Source organism: Streptomyces sp. NPDC005576 (assembly GCF_042871745.1).
Taxonomy (GTDB): Bacteria; Actinomycetota; Actinomycetes; order Streptomycetales; family Streptomycetaceae; genus Streptomyces.
In genome coordinates this window covers 87713-113030 of the sequence record NZ_JBIAJC010000008.1, presented here as the reverse complement: position 1 = coordinate 113030, position 25318 = coordinate 87713, and the positions used below count along the sequence as shown (strand labels likewise).

Below are 25318 nucleotides of genomic sequence, written 5' to 3'. Positions count from 1 at the left end.
TGCCGGGTGTCGCGTGACGGCTCTCTGTGTGCCGGTTCGGCAGCGGGAGCGCTTCGGGCATGGGTGATGAGGGATGAAGAGTGTCTTCGCTCTGCATAGAATGAGAATAGCGTTCACGCATCGCGTTCACAATGCGCGGCCACATAGCGCTTTCGTCACAAGGTGTGTCACCATGGGTCGCATGGACGCCCTCGACCTGGAGATTCAGACCGCAGCCCGCCGTCGCAGCGAAGCCGAGACGGCCTTTCTGCGCGCAGACGCAGAGCTTCGGGAGCTCCTGATCAAGGGGCGTGCGGCCAACAAGGGCCCCTCGCATATGGCGAAGCTGACCGGATTCACCCGCGAGTGGATCTACAAGATCGCGCCCGACCCGGAGAAGTCGCGCCAGGGCGCCATCCAGCGCCGGCTCGACAAGCTGAACACCGACTCCGACTGACGTCATGTCCCTCTCCTCCCTGGCCCCGCGGTCTCCCGCGGGGCTTCGCTGTGTGGTCAGGCGGCTTTGAGCTGGGCGCGGTGGTCGGCTTGCGCGTGGCGGCAGGGTTCGCAGGCAGGGATGTGGAGCCGGTAGTGGGCGCGGTAGCCCTCTGGGGTTCCGCACTGGCCGGTCCAGTCGGCGCACGCTCCGGGGTCGTCGATGGTGTCGTCGTCCCACGCCCCGATGGGCGCCCACTGGTGCTTTGCCGCGGTCCGGCGTGCGGAGTTCGCTCGATGGGCGGGGATGCCCTGCTCGACGGGGTCGAGCCGCCACAGCTCGTCGTACAGCGCCCTGGTGGCCCGGACAGTGCTGACCTGGATGAGGTCGCTGACGATGGTTCGGCCGAAGTTGCCCCGATCGACACCGAGCCGGCGTGCCAGTTCGGACTGCGGCCAGCCCTTCACGGCGAGCGCCTGGAGGCGGCGCCGCGTACCGGTTCCGTCGATGGAGACGCGGGCGCCCATGTTGTCGAGGGTGGGCTCCACGGCGAGCAGGGCGAGGGCAACGTGCGGGCGCATGCGGCGGGTCGGCCCGAGGTTGCGGGGCCTGTCGCCGTAGAGAAGTTTCGAGACTCCGCCGGTCGAGACGCCCGCGAGTTTCGCTACCCGGATCCAACCGATGCCAGCTTCGCCGAGTTCTCTTACGTGGGCGCGGACAGGTTCAGCGTCAACGAAGGGCTGCCAGCGCCCGTAGGCGATGACGCGGCGGCGGGACCGGTCGTACTCGGCTGCGGCGTTGGAGCAGGGGAGGCAGCGGCATGCCTCCAGGTGGTACTTGGCGCTCGTGCCGTGGGGGCGGGCCATCACGCCGCCGCCTTGGTGCGGTCACGGCGTTCGCCGACGCGGAGCTCGCGGATGATGGCGTGGACGGTGGAGACAGCCATGCCGAGCCGGCGGGCAATGTCGTCCTCGCACACGCCGAACTGGTCGAGGTGCTCGACGTCGGCCCGGCGGAGCGAGGCGAGTTCGTTGCGGCTCGGTTCGGCCTGGGGGTCTTCGACGTTGGGGTGCGCTTTGGGGTCGTCGATTGCCTCATCACCCCAAGCGGCGGCGGTGACCCACCCTTCGCGGGCCGCGACTCGGAGGGCGAGTGATCGTGCTTGCTGGTGAACCCCGTGCTGTTCTGGCGTGAGGATGAGGAGTCGCCGGTATGCGATCTTGACTTTGCGGGCGGTGGCGACGGTGACCCGTTCGGCGCGCGCCAGGCTGGTCAACGCTCTGTCGTTGAAGCCCATCTCGTTGGCGAGTGCGACGAAGCTCCACCCCGCAGCAACGAGGGCCTGAATACGTCGGCGTGTTCCTGTGGCGTCGATGCGGCTGCCGTTGCTGAGATTGCAGTCCTGGATGCGTACCCGAAGGATGGCGTCCGCAGATTCGCGGCGGATCTTCGTGGTGGGCTTGCCTGCCGGGATGCCGTAGACGATGCGGGCGACGGTCTGCCGGGTGACGCCCGCTGCGTCGGCGATGACGTCGACGGGTGCGCCGGCCTCCCGGAGCTGGTTGATGTACTGGAGGACAGGTTCGGCGGGGGTGAAGGGGTTCCACGTGCCGTAGGCGCTGTGACGGCGCCTCTTCTTGGCGTAGGCGCTGTAAGCGACCCTGCAGGTGAGGCATTTGCAGCCGTGGTACTTGTGCCGGGACAGGGTTCCGTGGTCGGGCAGGGGCTTGGCGGTGGTGGTCACTTCTCCCCCTCGCGGGCGTGGTCGGCTGCGGCGAGCTGTGCTTCGAGCCGCTGGTTGATGAGTTGGTGGGGCATGGCGAGTTGGGCGTCGGCCCGGCGCGCGACGGTGTGGAGCCGGTTGGTGCGGGCGGTGTAGTGCCGACGGACCGCGCGGCGGTGGGTGGCCCGCTCGATGCGGCGGTCGACCCACTGCTTGGCCCGCCAGGCGCCGACGACCACGGCGGTGAGGACCACACCAGGCCCGTAGTAGAGGGCCCAGTCGATGCCGGTGGCGATCACGTCGTGGTTGATGACGAGCACCTGGGCGCCAGCGAGGAGAAGGTCGAGGTCGCTCACGCGGCGGCCCTCCGTGCTGCGGCGGTGCCGCGCCAGCGTCGGACGGCGGACTTGTCGCGGGTGAGACCGAACCCGTCCGCGCGGAGGAGTCCTTCGCGGTGGAGGGTGGCGGTGAACCGGCCCCAGTCGTGGTCGCGGTCCGGGGGGTCTGGGAGGTCGTTCTCCTTGGCGATCTTCCAGCAGAGGAACGGGGTACCGGCCGCGGCGGCGGCCTCGAAGACGGGCCGTATCTCGGCGGCCCACGTGTCGTAGTCCTCGATCCGGCGACGGGCCCTGGAGACTGCGGCGGCGGGGAGCGTGCCGTCGAGGGTCGGCTGCTCGGCGATCGTCATGACGCGGACTCCTCGTCAACGGGGGCGGCTTCCGTTCCGGCGGGCAGGTGCCGCCGGACCCGGTCGGGAAGGGTGATGCCGAGCTCGGCGTAGGCCTCGGCGAGGTACGTCCTGAATTCGGGCTGGTGGGCGCGTATCAGCCGGTCGATGGCGATCTCGCCCGCATGCCGCCGCATCTCCTGAACGGTGGCCCCTGCCGCGGCGGCCACTTCGGCGTCGTGCTTGCGGAAGGCGTGCTTGCGGAGCAGGTCGGCGTGCGCCTCGGCTTTCAGGCGGCGGCACTCGCTGAGCCGGAGGGCGAGGTTGTCCCCGTAGCCGGCGGCCCGCTTGCGCCAGTCGTGCGTGGCGAGGCTCTTGTCGCCCTTGCGCTCGCCGTACTGCTGGTTGAGGTCTCCTTGCAGCTGCCCAAGTTGCCGCTTCCACCGGGTGAGGTTGAGGTGGTGCCGGAGTGCTGCCCGGTCGCCCGGGGCCCCTTCGCCTCGGGCGTCTTCCGCTACGACCTCGCGGAAGTCGATGTCAGGGAGTGACGCGAGGCGCTGGATGTCGGCGAGGGTGGCGTCTGCTGCGTTGGGTACGGGCGCGGCCGGCGTCTTGGTGAGGTGCCACCAGGTGCAGGGGCACTCGTAAGGGCGGAGGGGCAGGCCCGCCTGGTGGGTGACCCGGTGGGCGGCCCTGGTCGCGGCTTCGAGGGTGGCGTAGCGGGACTTGGTCGGGTGGGGACACGGGGGCGTCATGCCGAGACCTGCTTGAGCTTGATGGTGCGGCCCTGGTGGGCGGGCTCGAAAGCCCAGTGGCTGCGGTTGCCGGCAAAGGACGGCACGTCGACGAGGTCAGGGCCGAGGGCGACGGCGCCGAGGACGAGGGCCTCGTGAATGGTGGCCCGGTCGAATGTCTTCAGGTGGGCGTAGGGGCCGTCGGCGCCATCGCGGAGCTCGGGCACGATCAGGGCGGCGTGGCGGCTGTTGCGCTTGATGTAGCAGGGCCGGCCGAACGAGGACCGGAAGGCCAGCAGGTTGATGAGGTCGCGGACTGCGGGGCGGTAGGTGGCGGCCTTGGCCATGACGTGTTCCTTTCGGGTGTGGTGTGCTGGGGGTGGGGGCCGCTCGTATTTCGGGTACGAGCGGCCCCGGTGTGCGGGTGGGTTAGAACGGCACGTCGACGGCTTCCTCGGCGCCCCCAGGAGTCAGCGGCCGGTGGAAGATGTAGATCGCGTCGAGCGTCGACGTGGAGCCGGTCGCCTCGCAGCGCATGAGCGGCCCCTGGTCGAACTTGCCGGTCCACTCCCAGGTGTTGCCGTCGCGGTCGACCCACGGGCGATTCAGGTCCCAGGTGGTTCCGCCCAGGTCGGTCCACTGCTTCGTGACAGGGTTGACACGGTCGTGCGGCCCGATCCATGCCTGCTTCGGATCGATATCGCGCTCTTCGAGCCGCTCGTCGACCGCCTGGTCGACGTTCATCCCGTAGGCGTCGAGTTCCTTGGTCAGGTCGCGAGCTGATCGCCAGGACCAGAGGTCTTGGCGGCCAAGGTTGTCGGCGACGTGGTCGACGATGATTCGTCGCATGTTCGCCAGATCGTTGCGGAGCTTCGTGTTGGCGTCGCGGAGGTCGGCGAGCGTGGCCGCGTTGTCCTCGTCGCGGGCGAGGGCGGCGTAGCCCTGTCCGATGGCGGCGGAAACTTCCGCGATCCGCATGTCGGGCGGGTTTTCGTTGCAGTGACGGGCTGCGGTGTCGAGGTGCTTCTCGGCTTCGGCCCTGTGGTTGATGGTCATGGTTGTGGTCTCCTTGGAGGTGGCGCCGCCCGCATTGCCCGCGGGCGGCGCCGTTGTGTGCGGGAGGGGTTACGCGGCGGTGCCGGGCTGGGCGACGTCGGGCCAGTCGGTGGAGTCGGCCGCGGCGTCGTAGTCCCAGGTGCCGTCAGCGGGCTGGTCGTCGCGGGTGACGGTGTACGTCTCCTCGGCGGCCGGCTGCGGTGTGGCCGCCGGGGCGGTGAGGGCTGCGACGGACAGCGGGGCACGGGCCTGGGCGACCTCACCGTGGACGGTGCCCTCCAGTTCCTCGGACACGTAGGCCATGCCGTGCAGGGCGTCGGAGGCGATCAGCCGGCACAGTTCGCCGGTGGCGCGGGCGACGAGCATGGCCTTCGGCTGCTTCTTCCACTGGTCCTTGCCGAGGAGGCCGAGGAGTTGGGCGCGCGGGATGTCCCAGAGGACTTCCTGCCAGGTCTCGGAGTGCTTGCGGCGGCCTCGCATCCGGCAGTGCTTGTCGGTGGACTCGACGAGTTCGATCTCGTGCCCCTGCTTCTGGATGACGGCGCGCATGGCGTGGGCTCGGAGGGCGGGGGTGCCCTGGATGATGTCGATGGACTTGAGGGTGGCCATGGGCTTGAGGCCGAGTTCGGAGCCGGCGAGGATCGCGGCGGCGATGTCACCGGGCTTGCCGCGCAGGGACTGCGGGACGAACGAGGTGACGGCGAGCTTCTGGGCCATGTCGTAGGCGAGGCTGGCCTCCTGCGCCCAGGCCATGAGGGCGTTGGTCCCCTGGGTCGGCGCCGGGGTGGGCAGGGTGTTGGGCTGCTCGGTGGTGGCGACGGTCTGCTCGTTGCGGGTGGCGATCTCGTTGTTGGTCATCGCATGTACTCCTCGGTTTCGGTGAGGACGGCCCAGGTGGGCATGGAGATGGTGGGGATGTCGGTGACGGGGCCGGTCCAGTCGGGCCAGATGCCGGTCTTCTCGCAGTCGGCGTAGATGCGGAGGGCGCGTTCGTTCTTGGCGCGGCCGATGTTTCGGTCGTGGTCGGCGAGCTCCCGCACGGTGACGAGGTAGGGGGCGACCTTGGACTGGAAGACGAAGACGAAGCGGACGTCCTCGGGCTGGAGTGCAGCCCAGATGCCGTCGGTGTAGAGGGCGTCCTGCTGGTGGTACCCGTGGTCCCGGATGGCCTTGGAGACGGTGTCCGGGTCGGCGGCCTTGATCGTCTTGTAGTCGACGCACAGGGTCAGGCCGGGCAGTTGTTTCAGGAAGTCGGGGCGGATGCGGCAGCGGACTCCGGTCCCCGGGTCGGTCCAGAAGATCGACCGCTCCGCCACCCCGCTGCCAGGGGCGAATAGCGGGCCGGCCAACGGGTGCTGGCGGATCACGGCGGCCATCTCCTGGACCATGTCGTGGTCCTTGGTCAGCAGTGGCACCTTGCCCTCGGCGTAGGCGTTGTCGCGCTCGATCTGCGCGTCCTTCTTCCGCCAGTCCGGGTAGTCGATGACCGCGAGTTCCGGACCCTCCCTCAGCGCCAGGAGGTGCGCGGCGTGCCCGAGGTCGAACTCCTTCCTGGGTGCCTGCGGGTGGTCGCGGTCGTACTTGAACTGGGCGGGGCATCCGGGGTTAAGGAGTTTCCGGAGGCCGGTCGAGGAGATCGACTCGCGGTCGGCGTGGTAGTCGTCCGCCGACATGCCGTCGACGATGGCCGGCGATGCCACGACCGGAGGTTCGAGGATTGCGGTCACTTGGTGCCGTCCTGTTCGTCGAGGCACTTCTCGCAGACGGGCCCTTCGGGCTGGCGGGAGAACGGTCCGTTGGTGTTGTCGCAGCGGACGCAGGCGATGGGGCTCATCAGAACGGGGCCTCTTCGTAGTGGCGGGTGGTGCGGGGCCAGAGTGGGATGGTCCAGGTGCGGAGTTGAGCGAGGCAGTGGCACTCGTCCCAGTCGGTGTGCGTGTTGGTGGTCCAGCCGCCCCATGAGCCCCGGCAGTCGGGGCAGTTCGGGTTGGGTTCGTGGCCGATGTACACGGCCCGCCGGATGGCACTGAGGCGCCAGCGGCCGATGTGGATCTTCATGTGCTTCTCCGGTTCGAGGTGGGTGCCGTGGGCCGCCGGCCTGGGGGTGGATGGCGGCCCACGGCGGGCAGACGGAGCAGGGGAGGGCTCTACGTCTGCCGGTCTGTGGATGACTAAGCGGCTGCGGCGGCCTTTGTCGGGTCGCCGATCGGTAGCACGATGTAGCGGTAGGCCTCGTCATCGGCCCCGGTGAGAACGGCCGGCCCCTTCGGTCCGCTGAAGTCGACCCGCGCCGAGCCTTCGACGTGTGCCAGCCCATCGGTCAGGAAGTAGCCCCGGAAGGGGATCTCGAAGGCGCCGCAATCGCCGCTCAGCTCCGCGTCGATGCGGACCTCGGCCGAGTCGAGGTCGCTCGCCGAAACCGCTACGGTCTCCCCGTCGAAGCGCAGCCACACGGGCCGCTTGGTCGAGGTGTTGACCATGGAGACGGTCCGGATCGCGTCGCCCAGCTCTGCGGCATCGAACATGGCCGCGGCCATGAACTGCTTCGGCTCGGCCCGTTCGACCTTGGGGAAGGATTTCGGCGTCGTGAGCTTCGTGACTACCTGGCGCCCCGAGCCCCCGATCCCCGCGACACCCGCTCCGTCGACGGGGAGGGACAGCGCGAGTTGGCCCTTGGCGAACGACCTGATGCGTTCGAGCGCCTGGATCGACACAATGGCGAAGGCGTCACCCAGCTCCGTTCTGGGCTCCCAGGGGATCTTTGTGAAGGCCACCCGGAAGCGGTCTGTAGTGGCGAGCTGCAGAACCCCGTCGGCAGCAGTCAGGCGCACACTCCCGATGCCGGAGAGGTCGTTGACCTCGTTCTCGCTCGCCTTCACCGACGCTGGCTTCACCTTGGTCAGCGCCCTAGTGAAGGCGGGGCCGTCAACGAAGCCGGCAATCTCGGGTGGCTCGGGAGTCGTGGGCCACTGACCCGCGTCGCTCGGCCGGATGTCGATCCGCACGCCAGGGGCCGTGAGGATCCCCGAGCCTTTGGCGCACTCGATCGTGACCTCGTTCTTGCGGAGGCCGCTGACGACCCCCGCCAGGAAGGCCCCCGGCAGGAGGCTCACGCCCTCGGTCTCAATGTCGGCGTCGACCGTCGCATGCAGAGCGGTCTCGCCGTCCCACCCAGAGATGCGCAGGCGGCCATTGGTCGCCTCGAACCTTATGGTCATCATCACCGGGTAGAGCGGATTCTTCGGGAGCCCGCGCTCGACCCACTTCACGGCGGCGGCCAGCTCCGGCTGGGGAACGGTGAGCTGCATCAGGCCGCGTCCTGCACCGTGGTGTCCACGGCGAGGTCGAACAGGGTCTCGGTCTGCGCGCAGCCCTGGGGCTCGGTCGGCTCGTCGGCCACCACCCGTGGGCGGGATCGCCCGGTGGTGACCAGGTCAGAGAGGGGGAACAGGGCGGGCTGGGTGTACTCGGACATGCTCGTCTTCCTTCTTGATCGCGGGGGTGGGGTTATGCCGCGGCGGCAGCGAGCTGCGGCACGTCGTCCATGGAGCGGATCAGCTCGCAGCCTGCGCACTCGCAGCGCTCGCGATTGCCTCTGCCACCCGATTCGGCGTGCAGTCGCTGCCCCTCAGTGGTGATGAGGTTGCGGAGCCGCAGGATTTCCTCGCGTTGCTTTTCCGTCAGGCTGATCGCCTGGTTCTGCTGGCGGGCCTCGTCGAACTGCCCCTGTCCGTGACCCACCAGGCCGGACATCAGCCACTTGGCACGGACTGCCGCTTCCTTCAGTGCGCGGGTCTGCTCTGCGGAAGCCCGTCCGTCAGGCAGCTCTGCCGCCTGGTGCAGGACTTCGTTGATACGTCCGGCTGATCGCGTCACCAGCTGCTGGAGGTACATGCCGCCCAGGGCGATCCGGTCGTCTGCCACCGCCCTGCGTGCCGCCGCGCGCACACTTCGTTCCCACTTCGCCCGGTCGGCCACGAGGTTGCTGTGCGCGTTCTCGATGGTGCGCTTCTCGGTATGCACTCGACCGAGCTCTCGAGAGAGGAGATCCGTGTCTGGCAAGGCGGTGACGTCCTCACCGAGTCGGGCGTACTCGTCCCGCAGATCGGTGACTCGTTGATTGGCGGTCTTGAAGTCCATTGCGTCTCCCGTGAGATGCTGGTGGTGGACGCCCCGCCACTTCGATTGGCGGGGCTTCTGTGTTGGGTCGCCGGGGCCGGCCGGTCTGCTCACGGCCGGCCCCGGCGGGTCAGGCGGCGACGACGCGCAGGGACTGCGTGGTCTCCGAGTCGGTCGGCACCCACGTCGGAGTGCGCGGGTCATCAGCGACGGGTGCGTCAGCGACACGGACCCTGCGGCCGATGCCGAGCGCCTCCCACAGGGGGCGGACGTCGATCGGGGTGGTCGCCTGGTCCTCCCCGGCGGTCGTGTCGCGTACCGCGTCGGGGACGGTGATCGCACCGGCGTTCGCGTCGGCCGCCAGGTACGGAGCCAACTGGGTATGCAGGTACGCGACCTCGGCGAGCGCTTGGTCGCGCTCGGCGGTGCGGTCGTCCAGCTCGGTGCCAAGGCAGAGAACAACCTGCTCAGCCTCCGCCCGGTGCGTGCGGGCCTCGGCAAGTCGGGCGTCCAGGGCGGTGATCGTCCTGCTGGCTCCGACCACCTGGCTCCGCAACTGCTGGAGCTCCTGCTGGAGTTCGGCCCGGCTGGCGAGACGGTGGCGGGCCGGCTTGGTGCGGCGCGGTATGAGGTGCAGGCTCACTTGGTCCCCCGGTTGATGCGGTCTGAGATGCGCTGGCCGAACAGGATGAGGAAGAGAACGGCAGCGAGGAGTAAGGCGGCGATCACCTGGGCGGCGGTCACGACGCCCCTCGGTGCAGCGAGGCGAGGAAGGAGCGGAAGGTGGACTCCTCCAGCGGTGCCGGCACGAACGGGTGCCCGGTCAGGCGCGGGAGGCTCGCGGCCACCGGGTCGCCGGTGATCGCGGCGACCCGCTGGGCGTGCGACGAGCGGGGGCTCATCGGGATGAGCGGCCCGTGGTCGCGGTACACGGTCGGCAGCGGGAGCGGGGAACCGCCACCGTCCGCCTCCATGAGCGGCTCACCGTCGAGCGTGTAGCGGCCGGTCCACGACCACTCGATACCGAGCACGTCGACGTGGCTGACGCCGAGGTCGAAGGTCACACCGTCGTGCGTGTACGTCCTCATGCCGCCACCGGCCCACGCTGGTACGGGACGCCGATGCTGCGGACCCCGTCCTCGGCGGCGACCTCGTTCGGGACGTCGGCCGCGAGGTCCACGCTGTCCTGGTCCTCGTCGAGGACCCACAAGAGGCGGCTGAGCATGCTGGTCAGGTGGGTGTGCGACCGGACCAGGGCGAGGTCATCGTTGACGTCGAGAGCCTCGGCGGTACGGAGGACAGTTGCGGCATCCTCGATCGCGGTGGTCAGCAGGCGGGTGGCGAACGTGCTCACAGGAGTCCTCCGAGGGCGATCAGGGCGGCGTTCAAGATCCACACGTACAGGGCGAGCGAGATGACAACAGCGGCGAGGAAGCGCGGGCCGGTCATGACGTACTGCCGGGCATCTGTTCGCCCGCCGTGACGTTCCGGACGATGCGAATGTCCGCCTCCGGGGCCTGGAGCTGGAGCGTCCACTGGCCGTCGACCTCGGCGTGGAAGGAGATCCGCTGCCCTTCCGACTCCGTTGCGAACTCACCGTTGGAGAGGGCCCGGATCCGGATGCGCAGGCTGCCGTGGGACACCTGGTGGGCGATGACGGTCTCGACGTGTCCGGACCACCAGGTGATCTCGTACTGCTGCGGCGGGGTGTTCTCGTAGTGGCTCATCCGGTTCTCCGGCGCGGGGTGTGGTGGAGGTTTACGAGGGCGGGGACTGTGGAGTCCGGGTCGGCGTCGTAGAGGAGGTGCCGCTGCTCGGCGGCGATACCAGCTGCGATGCGGGCGGCGGCGCCCTGGTCCACGTTCGCGTTCACGTCCGCGTCGGCCGGGGTGATGCAGCGGACGCACGACTCGTCGTCGCAGTCGTCGTGGTGCAGCTCCGGGATGAACGGGTTGGCCGTCAGGTCGAGCAGGTAGTCGAACGTCTCCCGGTTCATGCGGCCACCTGCTTCCGGGCGGCGGCGTGCAGGTCGATGGCGTGGCGGATCGCGTGGCACGAGTGCAGGAAGCCGGGGTTGTAGTCGGAGAAGTTCCATTCCCACGTCTCGCCGAACGACCAGCCCTTGTAGTCGAAGGAGTCGAGCGCGGACCGGGCGCCGGCCTCGTTGTCGATGTCACCCATCTCGAAGATCTCGGTGGTGACCTCGCGTCCCAGGCCGCGCGGCGCGCTTCCCTCGCGGATGGCCTGGACGACGTGTTCCTTCACCAGTCGCTCGAAGGTGTCCGGGTCGAACCCTTCGATCTCGTCACGGCCAGCGCGGACCTTCTCCTGCCAGTAGCCGGGGTTGATCTCCCCGCTGAACGCGGTGCGCCGGAACAGCACGAACATGTCCGGGGTCGCGTCGATGTCGAAGTGGAACGTCCAGCCGGACTTCACGACGAGGTTGTACGGCCAGGTGATCAGCTCGAAGGGGTACTGGCCGGGCTTCTCCGGGTTGTCGAACCGCAGGTGCCGGTACAGGCCGTCCTCGTGGAGCACGGTCATCGTGTGGTTGGCGAACCGGGCGGCGATCGTCTGGTCGGCCGTGGGGTTGGTGACACCCGCAGTGGCAGGTGTGGGATTCTGGGGCACAGTGGCCCGCCTTTCATCAGGAACAGGTGTGTGGTGGGTCCGAGGCCGTTCCCGAGGCTGGCGTTTCGGGGGCGGCCTCATTTGCTGCCGTCAGGCGATGGCGGCGAGCGGGGCCTTGCGGGTCATGCGCCGCTTGCGGGTCACGCTGTTGCCGTGGCGCCGATTGCGGTGCAGCTCGGCGATCTCCGCGAGATCCGAGTCGGAGAACTTCAGCTGCCCGGCCATGCGAAGGCACGGGAAGCCGAGCTTGTTGACTCCGTCGCGGAGCCACTTCTGGCCACGCTTGTCGTCCGGGTCCTTCTCATCGGACAGTCCGAGCCGGTCGCACGCCTGCTTGACGTTGTAGTAGTGCTCAAGGACGGGCTTCGGCTTCGTGGGGGCTGCCATGTCTCTCCTTCCTGCGCCAGCTCCATCAGGCGAGGAGCCGGCTGTCGTCTTGGCTGATCTGGAGGGTGGTGCGAAGCGCCTGGTACGTGGGGGGCCTCAGGTGACGCCGTGATCCGTTCTCGATCTGCGAGAGGTAGGGCCTCGCTATACGGGCTGTGGCGGCGCACTCGGCCTGGCTGAGGCCGAGTTCCTTGCGGCGGGTGCGGATTTCCGCCCCGTCCACCTCGTAGGTGGTGGTTGGGGGTTGTTCCATGGAGAGAATCTAGAGGAACAAGTTAGAGGTTTCTAGAGATACTGCGCGGTAACTTCTAACTTTCTCCAGTTACCTCTAGCCATCTCTCCGTGAACCTCTAGGTAGAGGTCAAGATCTAGCCACACCGGGCGGTACTTCTGGCGGTAGCTAGAGGTAGCTGGGATGATGGCGACCATGGCCGCCACCCCAGACCGCACCGCACGTCGCCTGGCACTCCTCGCCGCTCTCGTGACGCAGCGCCGCACATCCCTCCACCTGGGGATCGACGAGGCGGCACGCCTCTGCGACCTCGCCCCCATGACCTACCGGCGGGTCGAAGGAGGCAAAGACAACGAAGGCGCCTCGGCGGTGCGGGCCACCAGCTACGCCAAGGTCGAGACCGGATTGGGCCTCGTGCCCGGCTCCTGCATCGCAGTCCTCAAGGGCGCCGACTCCATCAAGCTCGTCGACGGCGGCGAACTCATCGCCGGAGCGCAGATCACCCGGCCATCACGTGATCAGATCGCCAGCGAACTACGCGACGCAGTAAGCAAAGTCGCCGGCCTGCACGCCCCCGAACTCACGCACGGCCAGACCGACAAGATGACCGCTGACCTCATGAAGGAACTCCAGAAGCGCGGCGTCCTGCCACCCTCGCGATGATTCGCGCACCCCCTTCGTACAACCATTTCTGCGTAACAGGACTGTGACCGTCCGTTGGCGGAAAATGTTCAACTACCGGCTGACTGGGACCGGTTCGGTGTGCAACGATTCGAACTGACCTGGAGGGGTCTCCGCGAGTAGACAGGGGGACTCATGAGCACAGTCATCGAAGTTGACCTCGGTCCTGGGCACTACGCCCACGGGCTCGAAGTCAACGAAGAGTGGATGTGCGTCCTCAACCCTGCTGTGGCAACCGACACGAGCATTCAGGAGCTCGTCCGGCAGTTCATGGCACGCGAGGGCAGAGACTGCCGGAAGTGTCGCGGCTGCATTGTGGGCACGGCACAGTAAGGAAGTCACGCGGAGTCGGGCGGCAGGGGTGCCCGCCGGCTTCCGCAACACCCTCCAGGAAAGGGGCCGTCATGCCATGGCCTGAGAAGCGCGTCGACACTTGGCGCGTGCGCTGGGACACGGGGAAAGTGCACCCCGAGACCGGCCGACGAATGTACGACAGTGCGTCCGGCTTCAAGGACGAGACCGCGGCCTACGAGTACGGCCTCGACCGCGAGTCCGATGTCCGCAACGACCGGTACATCGCACGCCGCGACGGCGCAGTCCTCATGAAGGAGTACGTCGCGGACTGGCTCGACGGCATCGATGTCGGGCACCTCCGTGAACGAGCCTGCCGGTCCATGTCCAGGCTGTACATCGTCCCCCGGTGGGGCGAGACCCCGGTCGGCGACATCAAACCTTCCTCGTACCGGGCCTGGAGGAAAGAGCTTCTTGCCCGCCCCAACGTTGGTGCCGACTACGGGCGGGAGATCCTCGGACTGTTCGCCATGATGATGGACGACGCCGTTGAGGACGAGCTCCGCAAGGCGTCTCCCGTGTCCCACAAGCGGCGGCGCGGTAAGTACGCCAAGAAGGTCAAAGAGAAGAAGCGCCACATGGATATCGCCGATGTTCACCAGCTGGCGTGCAACGCCTTGATCTACTGGGGGTTCCCCGGCTACGTGTTCGTGCTCACCATGGCATGCACCGGGATGCGTCCGGGCGAGCTGTACGCGCTGCGCCGCGAATACGTGCACCCTCAGTGGCCGGCATCCGATCCGGATGAGGAGCAGCGCGAGGAATCGCTTGAGCGATACGCCGGCGCTGACGTGATGCCCGCGGTGCGGGTGGAGTACCAGCATCAGTGGAAGGACAGCGTTCTGACGCTGCTGCCGCCGAAGTACGACTCCTGCCGCACCCTGGTGATTCCGCCGTTTCTTGCCGAGCTGCTGGAATTGCTGATGGGTAGTCACGAGAACGAGTGGGTGTTTCCTTCAATCAATAACGGCCCACTGGCGAAGGCGAACTTCTCGTACCACTACTGGCGGCGCATTGCGGACGGGCGTCCGGCTTCGGCGGAGTTCGACCGTGTCCGCCTGGGGCAAAGCCAGTCGGTGGTGTCGCGGCGCCCTTTGCCTGGATGGGAGGGCGTGAAAGCGTATGCGGGAAAGCGGCTCTACCTGTTGCGTCACGGGCATAAGGAGTGGCTGGACGAGGATGGGCATAGCCGTGTTGCCGTTGAGTCCCGGATGGGGCACGAGCTGCCTGGCGTGGAGGGGACGTACAGCAACGTCACTCCGGCGATGGAGCGTGCCATCATGGAGTCACTCCAGGCCCGGTGGGAGAAGTTCGTTCTCACCCTGGGAGACGAGTGGGAGCCTGTTTCTCCCAAGCCTCTCCCAGTTGATCTTGCCGGGTGGGTTAAAGCCCAGGTCGCAGCGTTGCGGGAGGCTGACCGATCCAGTGGTTCATGAAGTTCATCTCGTCCAAGAGCTTCATGCCCTTCGTCTACTACCGCGTGATCCTCGGCATCCTGCTCTTCGCCCTGGTCAGCGCAGGTGTGCTGAGCCCCCACGCGGGCGAGTCGGCGGGCTGACCAGCCTCCGTGCAGGCAGAATGCCCCCAGGTTCCTCCTGGGGGCATTCTGGTTACAGGGGGACAATTCCTCCCCCTCTCACCGGGTCGATCTCCCATTCGTCTCCCATTCGTCTCCCACTGGCCCGGGCCGGAACAGCGAGGGGAGCCACCGCCAGCCCCGCGCCGGATGCGACCGGTCCCATCCCGACGCAATCTGGGCGCATGGCAACTCCCCCGATCGTCATACACCGGCCGACCCCCACGGGCGGCCGTCGCGTGACCGTCCACTACGAGGGCCGCGACGAGATACTGGGGCTCGCCCATTCGGACCGGGACGTCATCGTCTTCCTGGCCGAGGCCGGGCTGGACGACCCCGACCGGATACTCGACAACCCGATGTGGGTCGAGTGGCGGGGCGGCCGGGCCCACCGGTACGAAGCGGCGTGAGACCGGACCGCGCCGCCCCGGGGCGTACGGGCCTACGGGTCGTACGAGTCCCGGGGATGGGGTCGTGCGGGTCCTGCGGGTCGCGCACGTCACCCCCGTGCGGTCCGGAAGACGCGGTGGCGGGCGACGAGTTCGAGGGTGATCGCCACCGCGATCGACTGCACGGCCATCAGCGCGACCAGTACGAAGAGTTGCACCGCACCGGCCATCAACGGACTGGCGCCTCCCAGCAGCATCCCGACGAACGCACCCGGCAGCGTGACCAACCCGACGGTCCGTGTCTGATCGAGCCCGGGCAGCAGCGCGTCGGATGCGGAAGGTCTGGCGATCTCCACCCGGGCGTCCCGGTCCAGGAACCCCAGTGCCATGGCCGCCTCCACCTCGCCCCGCCGCTGCTCCAGCTCGTCCAACGCCCGCCGCCCGGCCTGGACGGTCACCGTGAGCGCCCCCCCGATGAGGATCCCGGTGACCGGGATCAGCGCGACGCCTCTCACCGGAACGAGTCCGGTCAGCAGCAACGAGCCGACCACCGGCACCACCCCCGCGGCGATCGGTACGCACGTCAGCCACCAGGTGTGGTTGTCGGTGATCCGGCGCCCGGCCGTGCGCACCGCGACGGAGAACATGACGACCAGGAACGCCAGCAGCCCCAGCACCTCGGTGACCGCCCACGTGATGACGAAGGACACCACGGCCAGTTGCACCGCCGCACGCACGCAGGCGAGGAGGATCTCCCGGGCCCGGCGCGTCTGATCGTCCGGAGACAGCCGGCCCAGACCCACCACGGCCGCCGCCACCAGCACGAGCACACCCAGGAGGATGCCGAGGGTGAGGTTGACCGGGAGAAGGGATGCCGCGCTCAGTGTCACCGGCTCACCCTATGGGTGGCCCCGGTCGCCCGGACCCGTGCACCGGAACGCTCGCGCCCCGGTCGGCCGGGACCGCCCCGGTACCGAGCGGAGGCGGGCCCGGCGCCGGCGGCGGCGGACGGCGCCGGTGCGGGGAACGGAGCGCGGCGCCGGATCAGGGGGCGCAGGTCACGGCGTGTCGCCCTGCCAGTCCCACCGGTGGAGGTCGCCCCGGCGTGGGCCGTACTCGGCCCGGCCGCCCGGGCCGTACGCCCCTATCTCCGTGATCAGGGCCGCCCCCTCGGCCAGAGCCGTCTCCGACCAGCCGGTCACGTCGAGGAGCAGCCCGTCCAGGGGGCCGCCGACCAACTCTCGGTAGGTGTGCCCGGGGCGCGGTCCGGGATCCGGGTCCTCGTGGTCGGCGCCGTACACCCGACGCCGCATCAGCTCGTCCATACGGGCAGGATCGCACCACCCACTGACAACCGCAGTGCGCGGACCGCTTACCGCGCTTCAGACCCCTCGTCCTTCTGCCACTGGGCCCAGGGCACCCGGGAGATCTCGCGGATACCGCCGAGCGTCCCCCATTCGTCCTTGCCGAGCCGGGTGAGCGGGCGCATCCGGGTGATCTCCGGGTGGCCGTCCACCAGGACCGCCTCATCGACGGCAGCGTGCACCACCCGGCCGAAGACCACGGTGGAGTCACCGAGGAGCACGGTGCTGTGCAGCTCGCATTCGAGCGCGACCGGCGACGCCGCGACCCGCGGCGGGGCCACCCGGAGACTGGGCTCCGTCGCGACGCCGACCGCGTCGAACTCGCTCGTACCACGGGGGAAGTCCGTACTGGTGGCATTGATCTGCTCGAAGAGATGTTCGGGGGCGAGGTTCACCACGAACGCTCCCGTCTGCTCGATGTTGCGCAGCGAGTCCTTCCGCCCGACCGAGGTGAACTGCACGACCGGGGGTGTGACACAGGCGATGGTGAAGAAGGAGTGCGGTGCGAGGTTGGCGGTGCCGTCCGCGGCGACGGTGGAGACCCACGCGATCGGCCGGGGCACCACCACCGCGGTCAGCAACTGGTAGAAGGCTCGGGACTGCATGGTCTGAGGATCGAAGTCGACGCGCATGATCAGCAGTATCGCGTGCGGCCGGCGGATTCCAGCCAGGTATCCCGGCTTCGCCCCATCGCGCATTCCGCGGAAGGTGTCCGGTGACGGCAGGATCGCGCACCACCGGAGCCACCCGTGTCCGCAGCACCCCTCTGGGACGACTTCGAAGTCCCCGCACACGCCCGTAACGGCCGCACCACCCTGAACCCGTACGACGAACTCTCGGCCTTCGTGCCAAAGCGCCCCGGCGCCCATCTACGCATCTCCTCCGACCGCTTCGGTCTCGAAGCCGGGGTCGACCGGCAGTACGAGGACGCCGAGGACACCCGCGCACGGCTGGGCTGGGGCCCGTTCGCCCAGATCTACAAGGAGAACGACACCTCCGCCTTCAAGAAGCGCAAGGTCGTCCGCTCCGACGGCACCATCGACTGGGTGGTCGTCCGTCCGGAATTCCGCCGCCTCCTCGCCGACCTGGCAGCCGGCGTAATAGACGGCGTCATCTTCTACGACCTCGACCACCTCGTCCGCCAGCCGCGTGACCTCGAAGACCTCATCGATGTCATCGAGTACGTACAGCGACCGGCACTCGGCGCCACCGGCAGCCGCATGAACCTCGTCAACGACAGCGACCGCCACATGGCCCGCATGCTCTGCGTCATGGCCCTCAAGTCCTCCGAGGACACCGGCCGCCGCGTCGCCCGCATGCACCTCTCCACCGCCCAGGAGGGGAAGATCCAGGGCCGGATCGCCTACGGATGGATCCGCAAAGGGGCTGACAAGGGAAAGCGAATCCCGGAGGAGGCTGCCCGCGTCGCCTGGATCTACGAACAGTGCCTGTCAGGAGAGAGTGGCCACGCCATCGCCACCACGCTCAACGCCGAGGGCGTTCCCTCCCCCGCAGGCACCAGGTGGTCATCGGTGATGGTGAACAAAATGCTGCGCAACCCGCGCTACGCCGGGATGGTCTCGTACGGCGGAAAGCACCGTGTTGGATCGGCGCACACGGACGACGGTTGGTCTCTCGTTCTCTTCGACGACAACGGTCATCCGATCCTCGGCAACTGGGAACAGATCGTCACACCCAAGGACTGCGCAACGAACTTTCCGGAATTCTCGCCTGTGGCCGCTGATCGCGTGGCTGGGAGTCGACTGGCATCCGTCTCCCGCGTCTACTGAGCCATGACCCACGTCATGGCCCGCCGCCTCACCGACGCGAGCACCCCCATCTGGCGCTACCCGCAGACGGTGACCGCGTGAACGTCCAGCCCCAGCTCGACGCGCTCGGCATCCATGAAGACGCCGCCCAGGCCATGGCCGACGACCTCCGAACCCAGATCGGCGAACTACGTGTCCGGCTACGGGAGGCCGGGACCCACCTCGAACACCTCGCGACCACCCGCAAGACCGCCCCACCGCCCTCGCCGACCGCGTCCCCGCCCGAGCCGCCTCACCGGACCTGCCCGAACACCCGGGCTACCCGCGCATCCTCGCCGTCTTCAACGAGGCCACCGGTCCCCTTCGGGCCCGTGACGTCTACCAAGCCCTCGACCACGAACTGCTGCCGAAGAACATCGAGGGCCCCCGCGCCAAGCTGAAACGCCTGGTCACGCTCGGCATCCTCACCGAGGTCGACACCGGCAGCTTCACCAGGAAGCAGTAGCCGACCGAAGCCCTGCGACCATCAGCCGCCCCCAGGGTGAGTGGGTGCTTCAGTGCCCTCGCGCAACATGCATGCCGAATACGTGGGACAGTGACCTGCGCGGATGGGTGGGGAGAGCCGCATGGGTGACCGTATTGAGTGGCCGGCGGGGCGTGACAAGGACGCCGCGCTGATCATCAGGACCGACTATCACGATGAGCGAGCGTGGGCGGCCGTGAAAGCCGCGCTGATGATGACCTGGGGTGAAGAGGACGACTTCGAGCCGTACGTCCACATCGTCGATGAGCCGCAATGGAGGGGATTCACGCCGGCTCAGGCTCTCTCCGAGGCATCCGCGTACGCAGAGCGCCGCGGTGTCGTCTACCTCGCAGACCGCGCCTCGATGCAGGAAACCCCAGTCACGTTGCTGGCGCTGTCTCTGCTGACCAGGGAGCAGTGCGAAAGCGACGAGGAGTTCGAGGCGTACGGCGGCGCCTTCCGCGTGGTGCCGTACGGGATCCATGAGATGAACGCGAACCTGATGCTCGCCAACCTGGACTTCGGCGATTTCGCGGAGGTGGCCAGGAACGATTCCGAGGGCGTCTTCCGAGGATTTGCCGACTGAAGAGCTCAGCCACACCCAGCCACATCGCGAGCGGCCGCCCAGCCCTTCGAAGGCGTTGGAAAATGCTGTCGCAGGCAGCTCAAGACCTACGCGGACGTGGCAATGCGACCGCGGCAGCATGGGCCCTGGGTCGGTACGCGGAGGAGGCTGCTCAGTCGGGCGATACCGCTGGCGCCCTGCGCTCGCTGGATCGAGCCAAGTTCGCCTATGACTTCGCCGACCACGTGAGCGAACAGGCGTGGGTACGCTTCGTGACGCCGTACCGGATGGACTACCTAGCTTTCTCGGTCTTTGGCGAACTCAGGCGTCAGGAGCTGGCGGCCACAGCCGACTCCGCAGTCGAGCGCCTCGGCGGCGAACTGCCCGAATCCGGAGTAGTCGTCCTCGCGGACCTGGCATCGGCACTTCTGCGCGGCGGCGACGTAGACCGCGGAGCATACGTCGCCCACCAGTTCGCAGCGGCGGCGGGATCGAAGCCCCACCCCATGGGCCGACAGCGGGCGCAGGCCATCACCGCTGTCCTTCCGGACACCGAGCACGAACCGGCCTGCCACCTGCTGGCGTTCGCGACGTCGTGACACGCACCCGGACGCAGTTCTGCGGTGGGCGGATGGCGCGAGGGGTGTGGTGGGCCGTGCGGCCGAGCGGGGGCCGGCCGGGTGCACGCCCGGAGAGCCGCTGCCGGTCCGGCCCGGTGGTCGTACGGGGGTCGTGCCGGTCAGCCGCGCGGCTTCTGGAGGTAGTCGTAGTAGTGATCGTCGCCTACCAGGACCGACGTGACGTACGCGGGCAGCCCGTCGGCGTCCCGTTCGACCTCCTGCGAGGTCTGTCGGGTGAAGCCGAGCGACACTCCGGGGATCACCGGGTACTCGGGGCGTGATGTGTCGACCGTCCAGCCTCGTTCAGCGGCGCGCCGGAAGAGCTCCGCGGCGGGGGTGGTGAACACCTCGTCCTTCTCCAGCAGGACGCGCGTGGCGGAGATGCGGCCCTCGCCGGGCCACCACAGCTCGACGGCGGTGACGTGGGTCCCGTCGCCTTCGAGCAGTGCCTGTACGCCGACGTGGTCGAGGGTCCACGAGACCTTCGCCGAGTTCCTGCCGGGGCGCCGCAGCACCCTGGGCTCGCCCCATGCCTCGGGCGCGACGGCGAGTACCTCGTCGCGCGTCATTCCCAGCAGGATCGGCGCGACTCCACGCGGCGGGTCGAGTACCAGATCCATGGTCCGTCCTCAGTCCTTCGGCGTCTGCGCCTTGTCGTTCCAGCCCGTCATTTCAGGAAGTCGTAGTCTATCGTCCACCCCTTGTCCTTGAGCATGGCCTGGAACTTCCTGTTGTGCTGAAGGCTGTCGACCATGTCCTTGATGTGGGTGTCGTACTTGTCTCCGTAGAGCGCGCGGATCTCGTCGATGTCCATCTTCATGGCCTGGTCCCAATGGCCGGCGTCGATGAACTGCCGCTGCCTCTCGCGCCATTCGTCGCTCTCCTTACTGGAGCCCGTGCTCGACAACTCGCGGTGGTCCTCGGCGTCCATGCGGATCGAGGGGCCCATGCCCGCCCCGCCGCCGTTCTTGCTGGTGCGGAACCCGGCCGCGTCGAGATGAGAGTAGGACGCCTTCGCCGGAATGTGGTTGATCTCCTGGTCCACGGAATTCACCCGCTTGCCGTCCTCGTCCAGCAGGTTCGCCGGTTTCATCCCGCTGTACCAACCGCCTTTCTCCGTGCACCCCTTGGCGATCAGACCCTCGGGGTCCATCCGGGTGTGCGGGTTGGTGACGTAGGCGACCGGGTTGGGCGCCGGTCCCAGACCGAGGGGGTCGGGGCTGACGTAGCGCGCGGTCTCGGGGTCGTAGTGGCGCTGGTAGTTGTAGTGGAACCCCGTCTCGGCGTCGTCGTACTGGCCGGGCATGCGCAGCGGGGTGTGGGCGGCCGCGTCGCGTTTCCAGGCGGTGGCACCCCAGACGGTGGACCTGCCCCGCCAGGCGATCTCCCCCTGCTCGTCCACGAGTTCGCTGGGCGCGCCCACCAGGTCCGTGACGATCGCGAAGAACCGCGCGTCCACCTCACCGGCCGGTTCCTCCGGCCCGGGGCCGGTGCGGCGTTCGAGCTGGGTCAACGGGCGGTGGCCGTCGTAGTTCCAGGTGGTGGTGATGTGGTGCGTGGTGTCCGTCTGCTCGGCCAGCCGGGTGCCGTCCCACGTCAGGTGCACGGAGTGCGCAACGGTCCGTCCGTCGTCGGCCATGCGGTGCTTCGCGGTGCGCCGCCCCAGCGGGTCGTAGGAATACGTCCACCGGGTGCCGTCCGGGGTGACGCAGGCGGTGAGGCGGTTCTCCTCGTCCCAGGTGTAGTGCCAGGTGTCCGGTTTCCGCGACAGCCGGGTCTTGCGGCGCAGCACGGTGCGACCCGCAGCGTCGTACGCGTACCGTATGCGCCCGGCCGTCAGCACCCGGGTGCCCTCGTAGTGACGCTCGCCCCGGCCCTCGGTGCGCGCGGTGGCGTCCGGCCAGTCGGCGCTGGTCTCGTTCCCCGCGCTGTCGTACGTGTACGACTCCGACCAGTTCTCCGCCGTGACGCGCAGGGGGCGGCCGACCGGGTCGAGGACGAACCCGGTGCTGGTGCCGCGCAGGTCGTCCGCGACGCGTTCCAGGCAGCCGTCGGCGCGGTAGTCGAAGGACTGGGCGCGCAGTGTCCGGCCCCCGGCGGTCAGCAGCTGCGAGGTGAGCCGGCCCCGGTCGTTCCACCCGGAGGTGAGGGTGACCGGCGCCACGGCGGGGCCGAAACTGCGGGTCACTTCGTTGCCCCACGCGTCGTGGGTGAAGGTCAGGGCGTGCCCGTCGCCGATGAGGGCGGTGCGGTTGCCGGCGAGGTCGTAGGTGGTCCGCGCCACGGCGCCGGTGGGGGTGGTGCGGCCGGTGCGGCGCCCGGCGGCGTCGTACGTGTAGCGGCTGGTGCGTCCGTCGACGGTCTCGGCGGTCACCCGGCCGACGATGTCCCGTTCCAGGGTCAGGGTGGAGGTGGGCGAGGTCAGCGAGCTGATGCGCCCGGCCGCGTCGTAGGTGTAGCGGGTCCGCCGGCCGGCCACGTCCTTCGCGATGACCCGGCCCATCGCGTTGTACTCGCTGGTGATCAGGGCGCCGAGCGGGGTCGTGCGGGCGACGGGCCGGCCGGCCGGGTCGTACGCGTAGGTGACCGCGCGCCCGTCGAAGTCGGACTCGCGGGTCAGGTGGCCGGCCGCGTCGTAGGTGTAGGTCCAGCGCAGCCCCTGGGGGTTGAGGACTTCGGTGAGGCGTAGTTCGGTGTCGTACGCGAACGCGTACCGGGCGCCGTCCGCGCCGGTGCGGGAGGCGAGCCTGTCGAAGTGGGTGTAGGCGAAGCGGGTGACCGCGCCGGTCGGGCCGGTGTGCGAGGTGCAGTTGCCCTCCTCGTCCCAGGTCCAGCGTTCCTCGGTGCCGTCGGGCGCCACGCGCCGGGCGAGCCGCCCCTGGGGGAGCCACTCCATCTCGGTCCTCGCGCCTCCGGGGGCGGTGGCGCGGACGGGCCGGCCGAAGGCGTCGCGCTCCACCGACGCGGTGTGGCCGAGGGGGTCGGTGCGGGTGAGCACCAGACCCGCCGCGTCGTGGGTGAGGTGTTCGGTCGCACCGGCCGGGTCGGTCAGGGTGAGGAGCGCGCCCCGCTCGTCGTAGGTGAAGTGCGTCGTCGTGCCGTCGGGGGCGGTGATCCGGGTGCGGTTTCCGCGCGCGTCGAAGGTCTGGCGCCAGGTCGTGCCGTCGGGCTCCGTGACCTCTTCGGGCAGGTTGAGGGCGTTGTAGCGGGTCTTCGACGTGGAGCCGTCCGGGAAGTGGATGTCCGTCAGGTTGCCGTGCTCGTCCCAGGTGAAGCGGGCGGTGTTGTCGAGCGCGTCGGTGCGTTGCAGGAGGTTGTCGTGGCGGTCCCACACGAAGTGGGCGGTGTGGCCGAGCGGGTCGGTCTCGGCGACGGTCTGCCCGAGTTCGTTGAGCTCCGTGACGGTCACGGCCCCGGTCGAGTCGGTGAAGCGGGTGACGCGGCGTTCGGTGTCGTACGCGAAGCGGGAGGAGCACGCGCCGTCGGGTCCGACCGTCTCGACGACCCGGCCCGCCGCGTCGTACACGTAGGCGTAGGTGTGGCCGTTGCGGTCGGTCCACGATGTCACCCGGTGCTCCCCGTCGTAGGTGAAGCGCAGCGGGACGATGCCGGAGAAGGACCTGACCTCGGTCAGGTCGCCCCGGTCGTAGCCGAAGGACGCGACGGCGACGGGCCCTTCGGCGGTGCGCAGCTCCAGACCCAGGACCCTGCCGCTCGCCCGGTCGCAGGCCGCCCGGACGTCGTAGCCGCCGTGGTGGAGGATGGCGGAGGGCATCCCCTCCGTGTCGCGGACCATCTCGACGGTGTTGCCGTTGCGGTCCTCGATCTCGGTGAGCCAGTACAGGCTGCCGGAGGTGTACGGGCTGCCGGTGAACCGGCGTACGAGCCCGGAGTACGGGTCGGTGGTGGCGTAGGTGACCTCCCCGAGCACATCCCGTCCAACGAACGTCAACGGCATTCGCTCGCCTTCGGCCGGCTCGACCGGGTCGTCCGGGGAGGCCGGCAGCCGCGGGTAGACGAGGAGCGAACCGTCCTCTCGCGCCCACACCGCGCCGCCGCCCGTCAGCTCCAGGCGCTCGTCGAGGGTGGAGGCCCAGCTCGGCCCGAAGCAGCGGCCGTAGCGGTAGCCGGATATGTGGGTGCGTCGCAGTACGAGGGGAAGGATGCCGGGGACCCCGAAGTCGGTCTGGGGCAGTACCATTTCCCCGCTCGCGACGTCGACCGGGTCGGTCTTGCACCGCCGCTGGGACAGGGCGACGGCCTTGTCGCGTGCGTCGGCCGAGACGTCCTTCAAGGATTCGGGCCTGCGCTTGCCCGGGTCGTCGACACGGGAGTGTGTGTCGCCGCCGTGGTGGCCCTTCTTGCCGCCGGCGATCGCGTCGATGGCGGTGCGGACGTCGTGGTCCCTGTCCTTGAACTGGCGGGAGGTGGAGTTCACCCGCACCGGAAGGGTCTCCGTGATGTGCTTGGTCACCTTCTTCAGGGCCTTCTCCGAGCCCTGGACCGCACCGTGCAGCACGCTGTCGAAGACCTGCGTGAAGGGGTCGCGGCCCTTGCTGCGCCCGAAGGCCCCCTTCACCCGGCCCAGCGGCGACGTCGCGGCGGTGTGCATCTCGCTGCCGCGCCGCGCGACCTTTCCCGCCCCGTCCTCGAACTCGACGTGGTCGATCACGGTGACTTTCGCCTCGCCCGGGGAGCCGCCCCCGGAGCCGCCGGCCGAGGCGAGTCGCAGCCCGTCGTGCTTGTCTCCCCCGGAGCTGCCACCGTCCCCGCCGCCGTCCGGGGCGGGCAGGGAGAAGGCGTCGTCGGCGATGTCGAGCACCATGTCCTCGACCATCGCCTCCAGTTTGGCGTTGACCGGCTCGGTGACCTTCGCTATCACTTCGTCGACGATCCGGTCCACCGCTTGGTCGATGATTCGCTTGACCACCTGTCTCATCGCGGTGATCTCGGCCGCGCCGATCAGCGCCGACAGCCCGCCGGTCACCCAGGCGAGCCCGATGGAGATCCCCACCGACCCTGCCATGACGGCGAGTTCGGCCTCGGCCTTGGTCTTCATCCAGAAGATGATCTCCGCGAGTACGTCGCAGGCGTCCGCGAACAGCCTGGCAAGCTCGGGGAGTTTCTCCAGATGGCCGGCCTTGACGTGACTCCAGTGCCGCTCCATCGCGTCGACGGCCCAGCCCTCGGACGAGGACAGTATCCGGGAGAAGGCGGCGTGCGCCTCGCCCCCGTGCCCCTCGAACTGATCAGCGAACTCCCTCATGGCTACGGCCATTTCGCGGTAGTCGTCCTCGTCGACGTTGGGAAAGTTGATTCCGATGAAGTCCAGGATCTCGTCCAGCCATCCCGGAATCGTGTAACCCATCCCCGTATCCTCCCGTCGCCCCGCCCGTGCGCGCGAAGAGCAGGAGCCGGAGCGCGCCGTCGACAGAGAACCCTAACGGGTTGCCGTCGTCGAGCGCATGGGTGGTGGAACCTGGCCGAACCCACCTGACGGCGCGTCATCATCCGAC

The 25318-nt window shown here is 68.7% G+C and carries 34 protein-coding genes and 1 pseudogene; 9 read left to right on the top strand and 26 right to left on the bottom strand.

All coding sequences use genetic code 11. From position 1 onward, the window contains the following. The first annotated feature begins 172 nt into the window (after nt 1–172). The gene (locus tag ACFYPN_RS15860) at nt 173–436 is read left to right on the top strand and encodes a hypothetical protein (protein ID WP_389298622.1); all 264 of its coding nucleotides are present in this window, start codon (nt 173–175) and stop codon (nt 434–436) included. Between the two features lie 56 nt (nt 437–492). Here the strand turns inward: ACFYPN_RS15860 and ACFYPN_RS15855 are convergent, their stop codons facing one another. From ACFYPN_RS15855 to ACFYPN_RS15755, 21 genes are all read right to left on the bottom strand, one after another. Continuing rightward, entirely contained in the window at nt 493–1281 is a 789-nt protein-coding gene (locus tag ACFYPN_RS15855) for a hypothetical protein (RefSeq protein WP_389298621.1), read from the bottom strand. After that, the gene (locus ACFYPN_RS15850) at nt 1281–2159 is read right to left on the bottom strand and encodes a hypothetical protein (RefSeq protein ID WP_389298619.1); all 879 of its coding nucleotides are present in this window, start codon (nt 2157–2159) and stop codon (nt 1281–1283) included. Before ACFYPN_RS15850 ends, ACFYPN_RS15855 begins: the two co-directional genes overlap by 1 nt. Beyond that, complete coding sequence (locus ACFYPN_RS15845) at nt 2156–2494, bottom strand: hypothetical protein (RefSeq protein WP_389298617.1); 339 nt, start codon at nt 2492–2494, stop codon at nt 2156–2158. The genes ACFYPN_RS15850 and ACFYPN_RS15845 overlap by 4 nt, the downstream gene beginning before the upstream one ends. Beyond that, nucleotides 2491–2826: a hypothetical protein gene (locus ACFYPN_RS15840; protein ID WP_389298615.1), complete on the bottom strand. Its 336-nt coding sequence runs from the start codon at nt 2824–2826 to the stop codon at nt 2491–2493. Before ACFYPN_RS15840 ends, ACFYPN_RS15845 begins: the two co-directional genes overlap by 4 nt. Further along, the gene (locus tag ACFYPN_RS15835; protein ID WP_389298613.1) at nt 2823–3560 is read right to left on the bottom strand and encodes a hypothetical protein; all 738 of its coding nucleotides are present in this window, start codon (nt 3558–3560) and stop codon (nt 2823–2825) included. Before ACFYPN_RS15835 ends, ACFYPN_RS15840 begins: the two co-directional genes overlap by 4 nt. Further along, on the bottom strand, nt 3557–3886 hold the full coding sequence (locus tag ACFYPN_RS15830) for a hypothetical protein (RefSeq protein ID WP_389298612.1): 330 nt from the start codon (nt 3884–3886) through the stop codon (nt 3557–3559). The genes ACFYPN_RS15835 and ACFYPN_RS15830 overlap by 4 nt, the downstream gene beginning before the upstream one ends. An 82-nt stretch (nt 3887–3968) precedes the next feature. Continuing rightward, complete coding sequence (locus ACFYPN_RS15825) at nt 3969–4595, bottom strand: phiSA1p31-related protein (protein WP_389298610.1); 627 nt, start codon at nt 4593–4595, stop codon at nt 3969–3971. Between the two features lie 69 nt (nt 4596–4664). Next, nucleotides 4665–5453, bottom strand: a complete 789-nt coding sequence (locus tag ACFYPN_RS15820) for a hypothetical protein (RefSeq protein WP_389298608.1) — start codon at nt 5451–5453, stop codon at nt 4665–4667. Beyond that, complete coding sequence (locus ACFYPN_RS15815) at nt 5450–6295, bottom strand: PD-(D/E)XK nuclease-like domain-containing protein (RefSeq protein ID WP_389298606.1); 846 nt, start codon at nt 6293–6295, stop codon at nt 5450–5452. Before ACFYPN_RS15815 ends, ACFYPN_RS15820 begins: the two co-directional genes overlap by 4 nt. A 133-nt stretch (nt 6296–6428) precedes the next feature. Next, a complete protein-coding gene (locus ACFYPN_RS15810; RefSeq protein WP_389298604.1) occupies nt 6429–6653 on the bottom strand; it encodes a hypothetical protein in 225 nt (74 codons plus the stop codon). 113 nt (nt 6654–6766) lie between these two features. Next, on the bottom strand, nt 6767–7903 hold the full coding sequence (locus ACFYPN_RS15805; RefSeq protein ID WP_389298603.1) for a hypothetical protein: 1137 nt from the start codon (nt 7901–7903) through the stop codon (nt 6767–6769). Beyond that, complete coding sequence (locus ACFYPN_RS15800) at nt 7903–8070, bottom strand: hypothetical protein (protein ID WP_389298601.1); 168 nt, start codon at nt 8068–8070, stop codon at nt 7903–7905. The genes ACFYPN_RS15805 and ACFYPN_RS15800 overlap by 1 nt, the downstream gene beginning before the upstream one ends. 32 nt (nt 8071–8102) lie before the next feature. After that, nucleotides 8103–8735 (bottom strand): hypothetical protein, encoded by a 633-nt coding sequence (locus ACFYPN_RS15795; RefSeq protein ID WP_389298599.1) that lies wholly within the window; start codon nt 8733–8735, stop codon nt 8103–8105. Nucleotides 8736–8844: 109 nt separating this feature from the next. Next, a complete protein-coding gene (locus tag ACFYPN_RS15790) occupies nt 8845–9357 on the bottom strand; it encodes a hypothetical protein (RefSeq protein ID WP_389298597.1) in 513 nt (170 codons plus the stop codon). A gap of 97 nt (nt 9358–9454) precedes the next feature. Further along, complete coding sequence (locus ACFYPN_RS15785) at nt 9455–9802, bottom strand: phiSA1p31-related protein (protein WP_389298595.1); 348 nt, start codon at nt 9800–9802, stop codon at nt 9455–9457. After that, complete coding sequence (locus ACFYPN_RS15780; RefSeq protein WP_389298593.1) at nt 9799–10068, bottom strand: hypothetical protein; 270 nt, start codon at nt 10066–10068, stop codon at nt 9799–9801. Before ACFYPN_RS15780 ends, ACFYPN_RS15785 begins: the two co-directional genes overlap by 4 nt. A gap of 91 nt (nt 10069–10159) precedes the next feature. Continuing rightward, the gene (locus ACFYPN_RS15775; RefSeq protein WP_389298591.1) at nt 10160–10441 is read right to left on the bottom strand and encodes a hypothetical protein; all 282 of its coding nucleotides are present in this window, start codon (nt 10439–10441) and stop codon (nt 10160–10162) included. Then, nucleotides 10438–10710 carry a hypothetical protein gene (locus tag ACFYPN_RS15770; RefSeq protein WP_389298589.1) on the bottom strand — a complete coding sequence of 91 codons (273 nt, stop codon included), beginning with the start codon at nt 10708–10710 and terminating at the stop codon, nt 10438–10440. Before ACFYPN_RS15770 ends, ACFYPN_RS15775 begins: the two co-directional genes overlap by 4 nt. Beyond that, nucleotides 10707–11345: a hypothetical protein gene (locus ACFYPN_RS15765; RefSeq protein WP_389298588.1), complete on the bottom strand. Its 639-nt coding sequence runs from the start codon at nt 11343–11345 to the stop codon at nt 10707–10709. The genes ACFYPN_RS15770 and ACFYPN_RS15765 overlap by 4 nt, the downstream gene beginning before the upstream one ends. A 90-nt stretch (nt 11346–11435) precedes the next feature. Next, complete coding sequence (locus ACFYPN_RS15760) at nt 11436–11732, bottom strand: hypothetical protein (RefSeq protein WP_389298586.1); 297 nt, start codon at nt 11730–11732, stop codon at nt 11436–11438. 25 nt (nt 11733–11757) lie between these two features. Further along, on the bottom strand, nt 11758–11985 hold the full coding sequence (locus ACFYPN_RS15755; RefSeq protein ID WP_389298584.1) for a helix-turn-helix domain-containing protein: 228 nt from the start codon (nt 11983–11985) through the stop codon (nt 11758–11760). A gap of 174 nt (nt 11986–12159) precedes the next feature. On the opposite strand from ACFYPN_RS15755, the gene ACFYPN_RS15750 reads away from it, so the two are divergent. The 5 genes and pseudogenes from ACFYPN_RS15750 to ACFYPN_RS15730 all read left to right on the top strand — a co-directional run bounded on the left by ACFYPN_RS15750 (nt 12160) and on the right by ACFYPN_RS15730 (nt 14982). Next, nucleotides 12160–12627: a hypothetical protein gene (locus tag ACFYPN_RS15750; RefSeq protein ID WP_358760131.1), complete on the top strand. Its 468-nt coding sequence runs from the start codon at nt 12160–12162 to the stop codon at nt 12625–12627. A gap of 153 nt (nt 12628–12780) precedes the next feature. Beyond that, nucleotides 12781–12978 (top strand): hypothetical protein, encoded by a 198-nt coding sequence (locus ACFYPN_RS15745; RefSeq protein ID WP_358760129.1) that lies wholly within the window; start codon nt 12781–12783, stop codon nt 12976–12978. Between the two features lie 107 nt (nt 12979–13085). After that, nucleotides 13086–14432 (top strand): integrase, encoded by a 1347-nt coding sequence (locus ACFYPN_RS15740; RefSeq protein WP_389298582.1) that lies wholly within the window; start codon nt 13086–13088, stop codon nt 14430–14432. Beyond that, a pseudogene (locus ACFYPN_RS15735) lies at nt 14417–14554 on the top strand (undecaprenyl-diphosphatase); the annotation flags it as partial. The gene ACFYPN_RS15740 and the pseudogene ACFYPN_RS15735, both read left to right, overlap by 16 nt. A 203-nt stretch (nt 14555–14757) precedes the next feature. Then, nucleotides 14758–14982 (top strand): hypothetical protein, encoded by a 225-nt coding sequence (locus tag ACFYPN_RS15730; protein ID WP_358760125.1) that lies wholly within the window; start codon nt 14758–14760, stop codon nt 14980–14982. Nucleotides 14983–15071: 89 nt separating this feature from the next. On the opposite strand, the gene ACFYPN_RS15725 is transcribed toward ACFYPN_RS15730, so the two are convergent. From ACFYPN_RS15725 to ACFYPN_RS15715, 3 genes are all read right to left on the bottom strand, one after another. Continuing rightward, nucleotides 15072–15851, bottom strand: coding sequence for an ABC transporter permease (locus ACFYPN_RS15725; protein ID WP_358760123.1), 780 nt, complete (start codon nt 15849–15851; stop codon nt 15072–15074). Between the two features lie 168 nt (nt 15852–16019). Then, on the bottom strand, nt 16020–16286 hold the full coding sequence (locus tag ACFYPN_RS15720) for a hypothetical protein (protein ID WP_266701666.1): 267 nt from the start codon (nt 16284–16286) through the stop codon (nt 16020–16022). A 47-nt stretch (nt 16287–16333) separates the two neighbouring features. Continuing rightward, nucleotides 16334–16957 carry a flavin reductase family protein gene (locus ACFYPN_RS15715; protein ID WP_389298580.1) on the bottom strand — a complete coding sequence of 208 codons (624 nt, stop codon included), beginning with the start codon at nt 16955–16957 and terminating at the stop codon, nt 16334–16336. 117 nt (nt 16958–17074) lie between these two features. Between ACFYPN_RS15715 and ACFYPN_RS15710 the strand changes: the two genes are divergently transcribed. The 3 genes from ACFYPN_RS15710 to ACFYPN_RS15700 all read left to right on the top strand — a co-directional run bounded on the left by ACFYPN_RS15710 (nt 17075) and on the right by ACFYPN_RS15700 (nt 19781). Continuing rightward, on the top strand, nt 17075–18115 hold the full coding sequence (locus ACFYPN_RS15710) for a recombinase family protein (protein ID WP_389298578.1): 1041 nt from the start codon (nt 17075–17077) through the stop codon (nt 18113–18115). Between the two features lie 605 nt (nt 18116–18720). After that, nucleotides 18721–19203 (top strand): DUF6924 domain-containing protein, encoded by a 483-nt coding sequence (locus ACFYPN_RS15705; protein WP_389298577.1) that lies wholly within the window; start codon nt 18721–18723, stop codon nt 19201–19203. A gap of 62 nt (nt 19204–19265) precedes the next feature. Then, nucleotides 19266–19781 (top strand): hypothetical protein, encoded by a 516-nt coding sequence (locus ACFYPN_RS15700; RefSeq protein ID WP_389298575.1) that lies wholly within the window; start codon nt 19266–19268, stop codon nt 19779–19781. A gap of 140 nt (nt 19782–19921) precedes the next feature. Here the strand turns inward: ACFYPN_RS15700 and ACFYPN_RS15695 are convergent, their stop codons facing one another. After that, nucleotides 19922–20422 (bottom strand): hypothetical protein, encoded by a 501-nt coding sequence (locus tag ACFYPN_RS15695; RefSeq protein ID WP_358760115.1) that lies wholly within the window; start codon nt 20420–20422, stop codon nt 19922–19924. Nucleotides 20423–20469: 47 nt separating this feature from the next. Continuing rightward, on the bottom strand, nt 20470–25170 hold the full coding sequence (locus ACFYPN_RS15690; protein ID WP_358760113.1) for a DUF6531 domain-containing protein: 4701 nt from the start codon (nt 25168–25170) through the stop codon (nt 20470–20472). Between the last annotated feature and the right edge of the window lie 148 nt (nt 25171–25318).

Excerpts from the sequence above, each read along its gene's own strand:
- ACFYPN_RS15860 (WP_389298622.1), top strand. The coding sequence starts at position 173 with ATGGGTCGCATGGACGCCCTCGACCTGGAGATTCAGACCGCAGCCCGC.
- ACFYPN_RS15855 (WP_389298621.1), bottom strand. The coding sequence starts at position 1,281 with ATGGCCCGCCCCCACGGCACGAGCGCCAAGTACCACCTGGAGGCATGC.
- ACFYPN_RS15840 (WP_389298615.1), bottom strand. The coding sequence starts at position 2,826 with ATGACGATCGCCGAGCAGCCGACCCTCGACGGCACGCTCCCCGCCGCC.
- ACFYPN_RS15835 (WP_389298613.1), bottom strand. The coding sequence starts at position 3,560 with ATGACGCCCCCGTGTCCCCACCCGACCAAGTCCCGCTACGCCACCCTC.
- ACFYPN_RS15830 (WP_389298612.1), bottom strand. The coding sequence starts at position 3,886 with ATGGCCAAGGCCGCCACCTACCGCCCCGCAGTCCGCGACCTCATCAAC.
- ACFYPN_RS15825 (WP_389298610.1), bottom strand. The coding sequence starts at position 4,595 with ATGACCATCAACCACAGGGCCGAAGCCGAGAAGCACCTCGACACCGCA.
- ACFYPN_RS15820 (WP_389298608.1), bottom strand. The coding sequence starts at position 5,453 with ATGACCAACAACGAGATCGCCACCCGCAACGAGCAGACCGTCGCCACC.
- ACFYPN_RS15810 (WP_389298604.1), bottom strand. The coding sequence starts at position 6,653 with ATGAAGATCCACATCGGCCGCTGGCGCCTCAGTGCCATCCGGCGGGCC.
- ACFYPN_RS15805 (WP_389298603.1), bottom strand. The coding sequence starts at position 7,903 with ATGCAGCTCACCGTTCCCCAGCCGGAGCTGGCCGCCGCCGTGAAGTGG.
- ACFYPN_RS15800 (WP_389298601.1), bottom strand. The coding sequence starts at position 8,070 with ATGTCCGAGTACACCCAGCCCGCCCTGTTCCCCCTCTCTGACCTGGTC.
- ACFYPN_RS15795 (WP_389298599.1), bottom strand. The coding sequence starts at position 8,735 with ATGGACTTCAAGACCGCCAATCAACGAGTCACCGATCTGCGGGACGAG.
- ACFYPN_RS15785 (WP_389298595.1), bottom strand. The coding sequence starts at position 9,802 with ATGAGGACGTACACGCACGACGGTGTGACCTTCGACCTCGGCGTCAGC.
- ACFYPN_RS15775 (WP_389298591.1), bottom strand. The coding sequence starts at position 10,441 with ATGAGCCACTACGAGAACACCCCGCCGCAGCAGTACGAGATCACCTGG.
- ACFYPN_RS15770 (WP_389298589.1), bottom strand. The coding sequence starts at position 10,710 with ATGAACCGGGAGACGTTCGACTACCTGCTCGACCTGACGGCCAACCCG.
- ACFYPN_RS15760 (WP_389298586.1), bottom strand. The coding sequence starts at position 11,732 with ATGGCAGCCCCCACGAAGCCGAAGCCCGTCCTTGAGCACTACTACAAC.
- ACFYPN_RS15755 (WP_389298584.1), bottom strand. The coding sequence starts at position 11,985 with ATGGAACAACCCCCAACCACCACCTACGAGGTGGACGGGGCGGAAATC.
- ACFYPN_RS15750 (WP_358760131.1), top strand. The coding sequence starts at position 12,160 with ATGGCCGCCACCCCAGACCGCACCGCACGTCGCCTGGCACTCCTCGCC.
- ACFYPN_RS15745 (WP_358760129.1), top strand. The coding sequence starts at position 12,781 with ATGAGCACAGTCATCGAAGTTGACCTCGGTCCTGGGCACTACGCCCAC.
- ACFYPN_RS15730 (WP_358760125.1), top strand. The coding sequence starts at position 14,758 with ATGGCAACTCCCCCGATCGTCATACACCGGCCGACCCCCACGGGCGGC.
- ACFYPN_RS15720 (WP_266701666.1), bottom strand. The coding sequence starts at position 16,286 with ATGGACGAGCTGATGCGGCGTCGGGTGTACGGCGCCGACCACGAGGAC.
- ACFYPN_RS15715 (WP_389298580.1), bottom strand. The coding sequence starts at position 16,957 with ATGCGCGTCGACTTCGATCCTCAGACCATGCAGTCCCGAGCCTTCTAC.
- ACFYPN_RS15705 (WP_389298577.1), top strand. The coding sequence starts at position 18,721 with ATGGGTGACCGTATTGAGTGGCCGGCGGGGCGTGACAAGGACGCCGCG.
- ACFYPN_RS15700 (WP_389298575.1), top strand. The coding sequence starts at position 19,266 with ATGCTGTCGCAGGCAGCTCAAGACCTACGCGGACGTGGCAATGCGACC.
- ACFYPN_RS15695 (WP_358760115.1), bottom strand. The coding sequence starts at position 20,422 with ATGGATCTGGTACTCGACCCGCCGCGTGGAGTCGCGCCGATCCTGCTG.
- ACFYPN_RS15690 (WP_358760113.1), bottom strand. The coding sequence starts at position 25,170 with ATGGGTTACACGATTCCGGGATGGCTGGACGAGATCCTGGACTTCATC.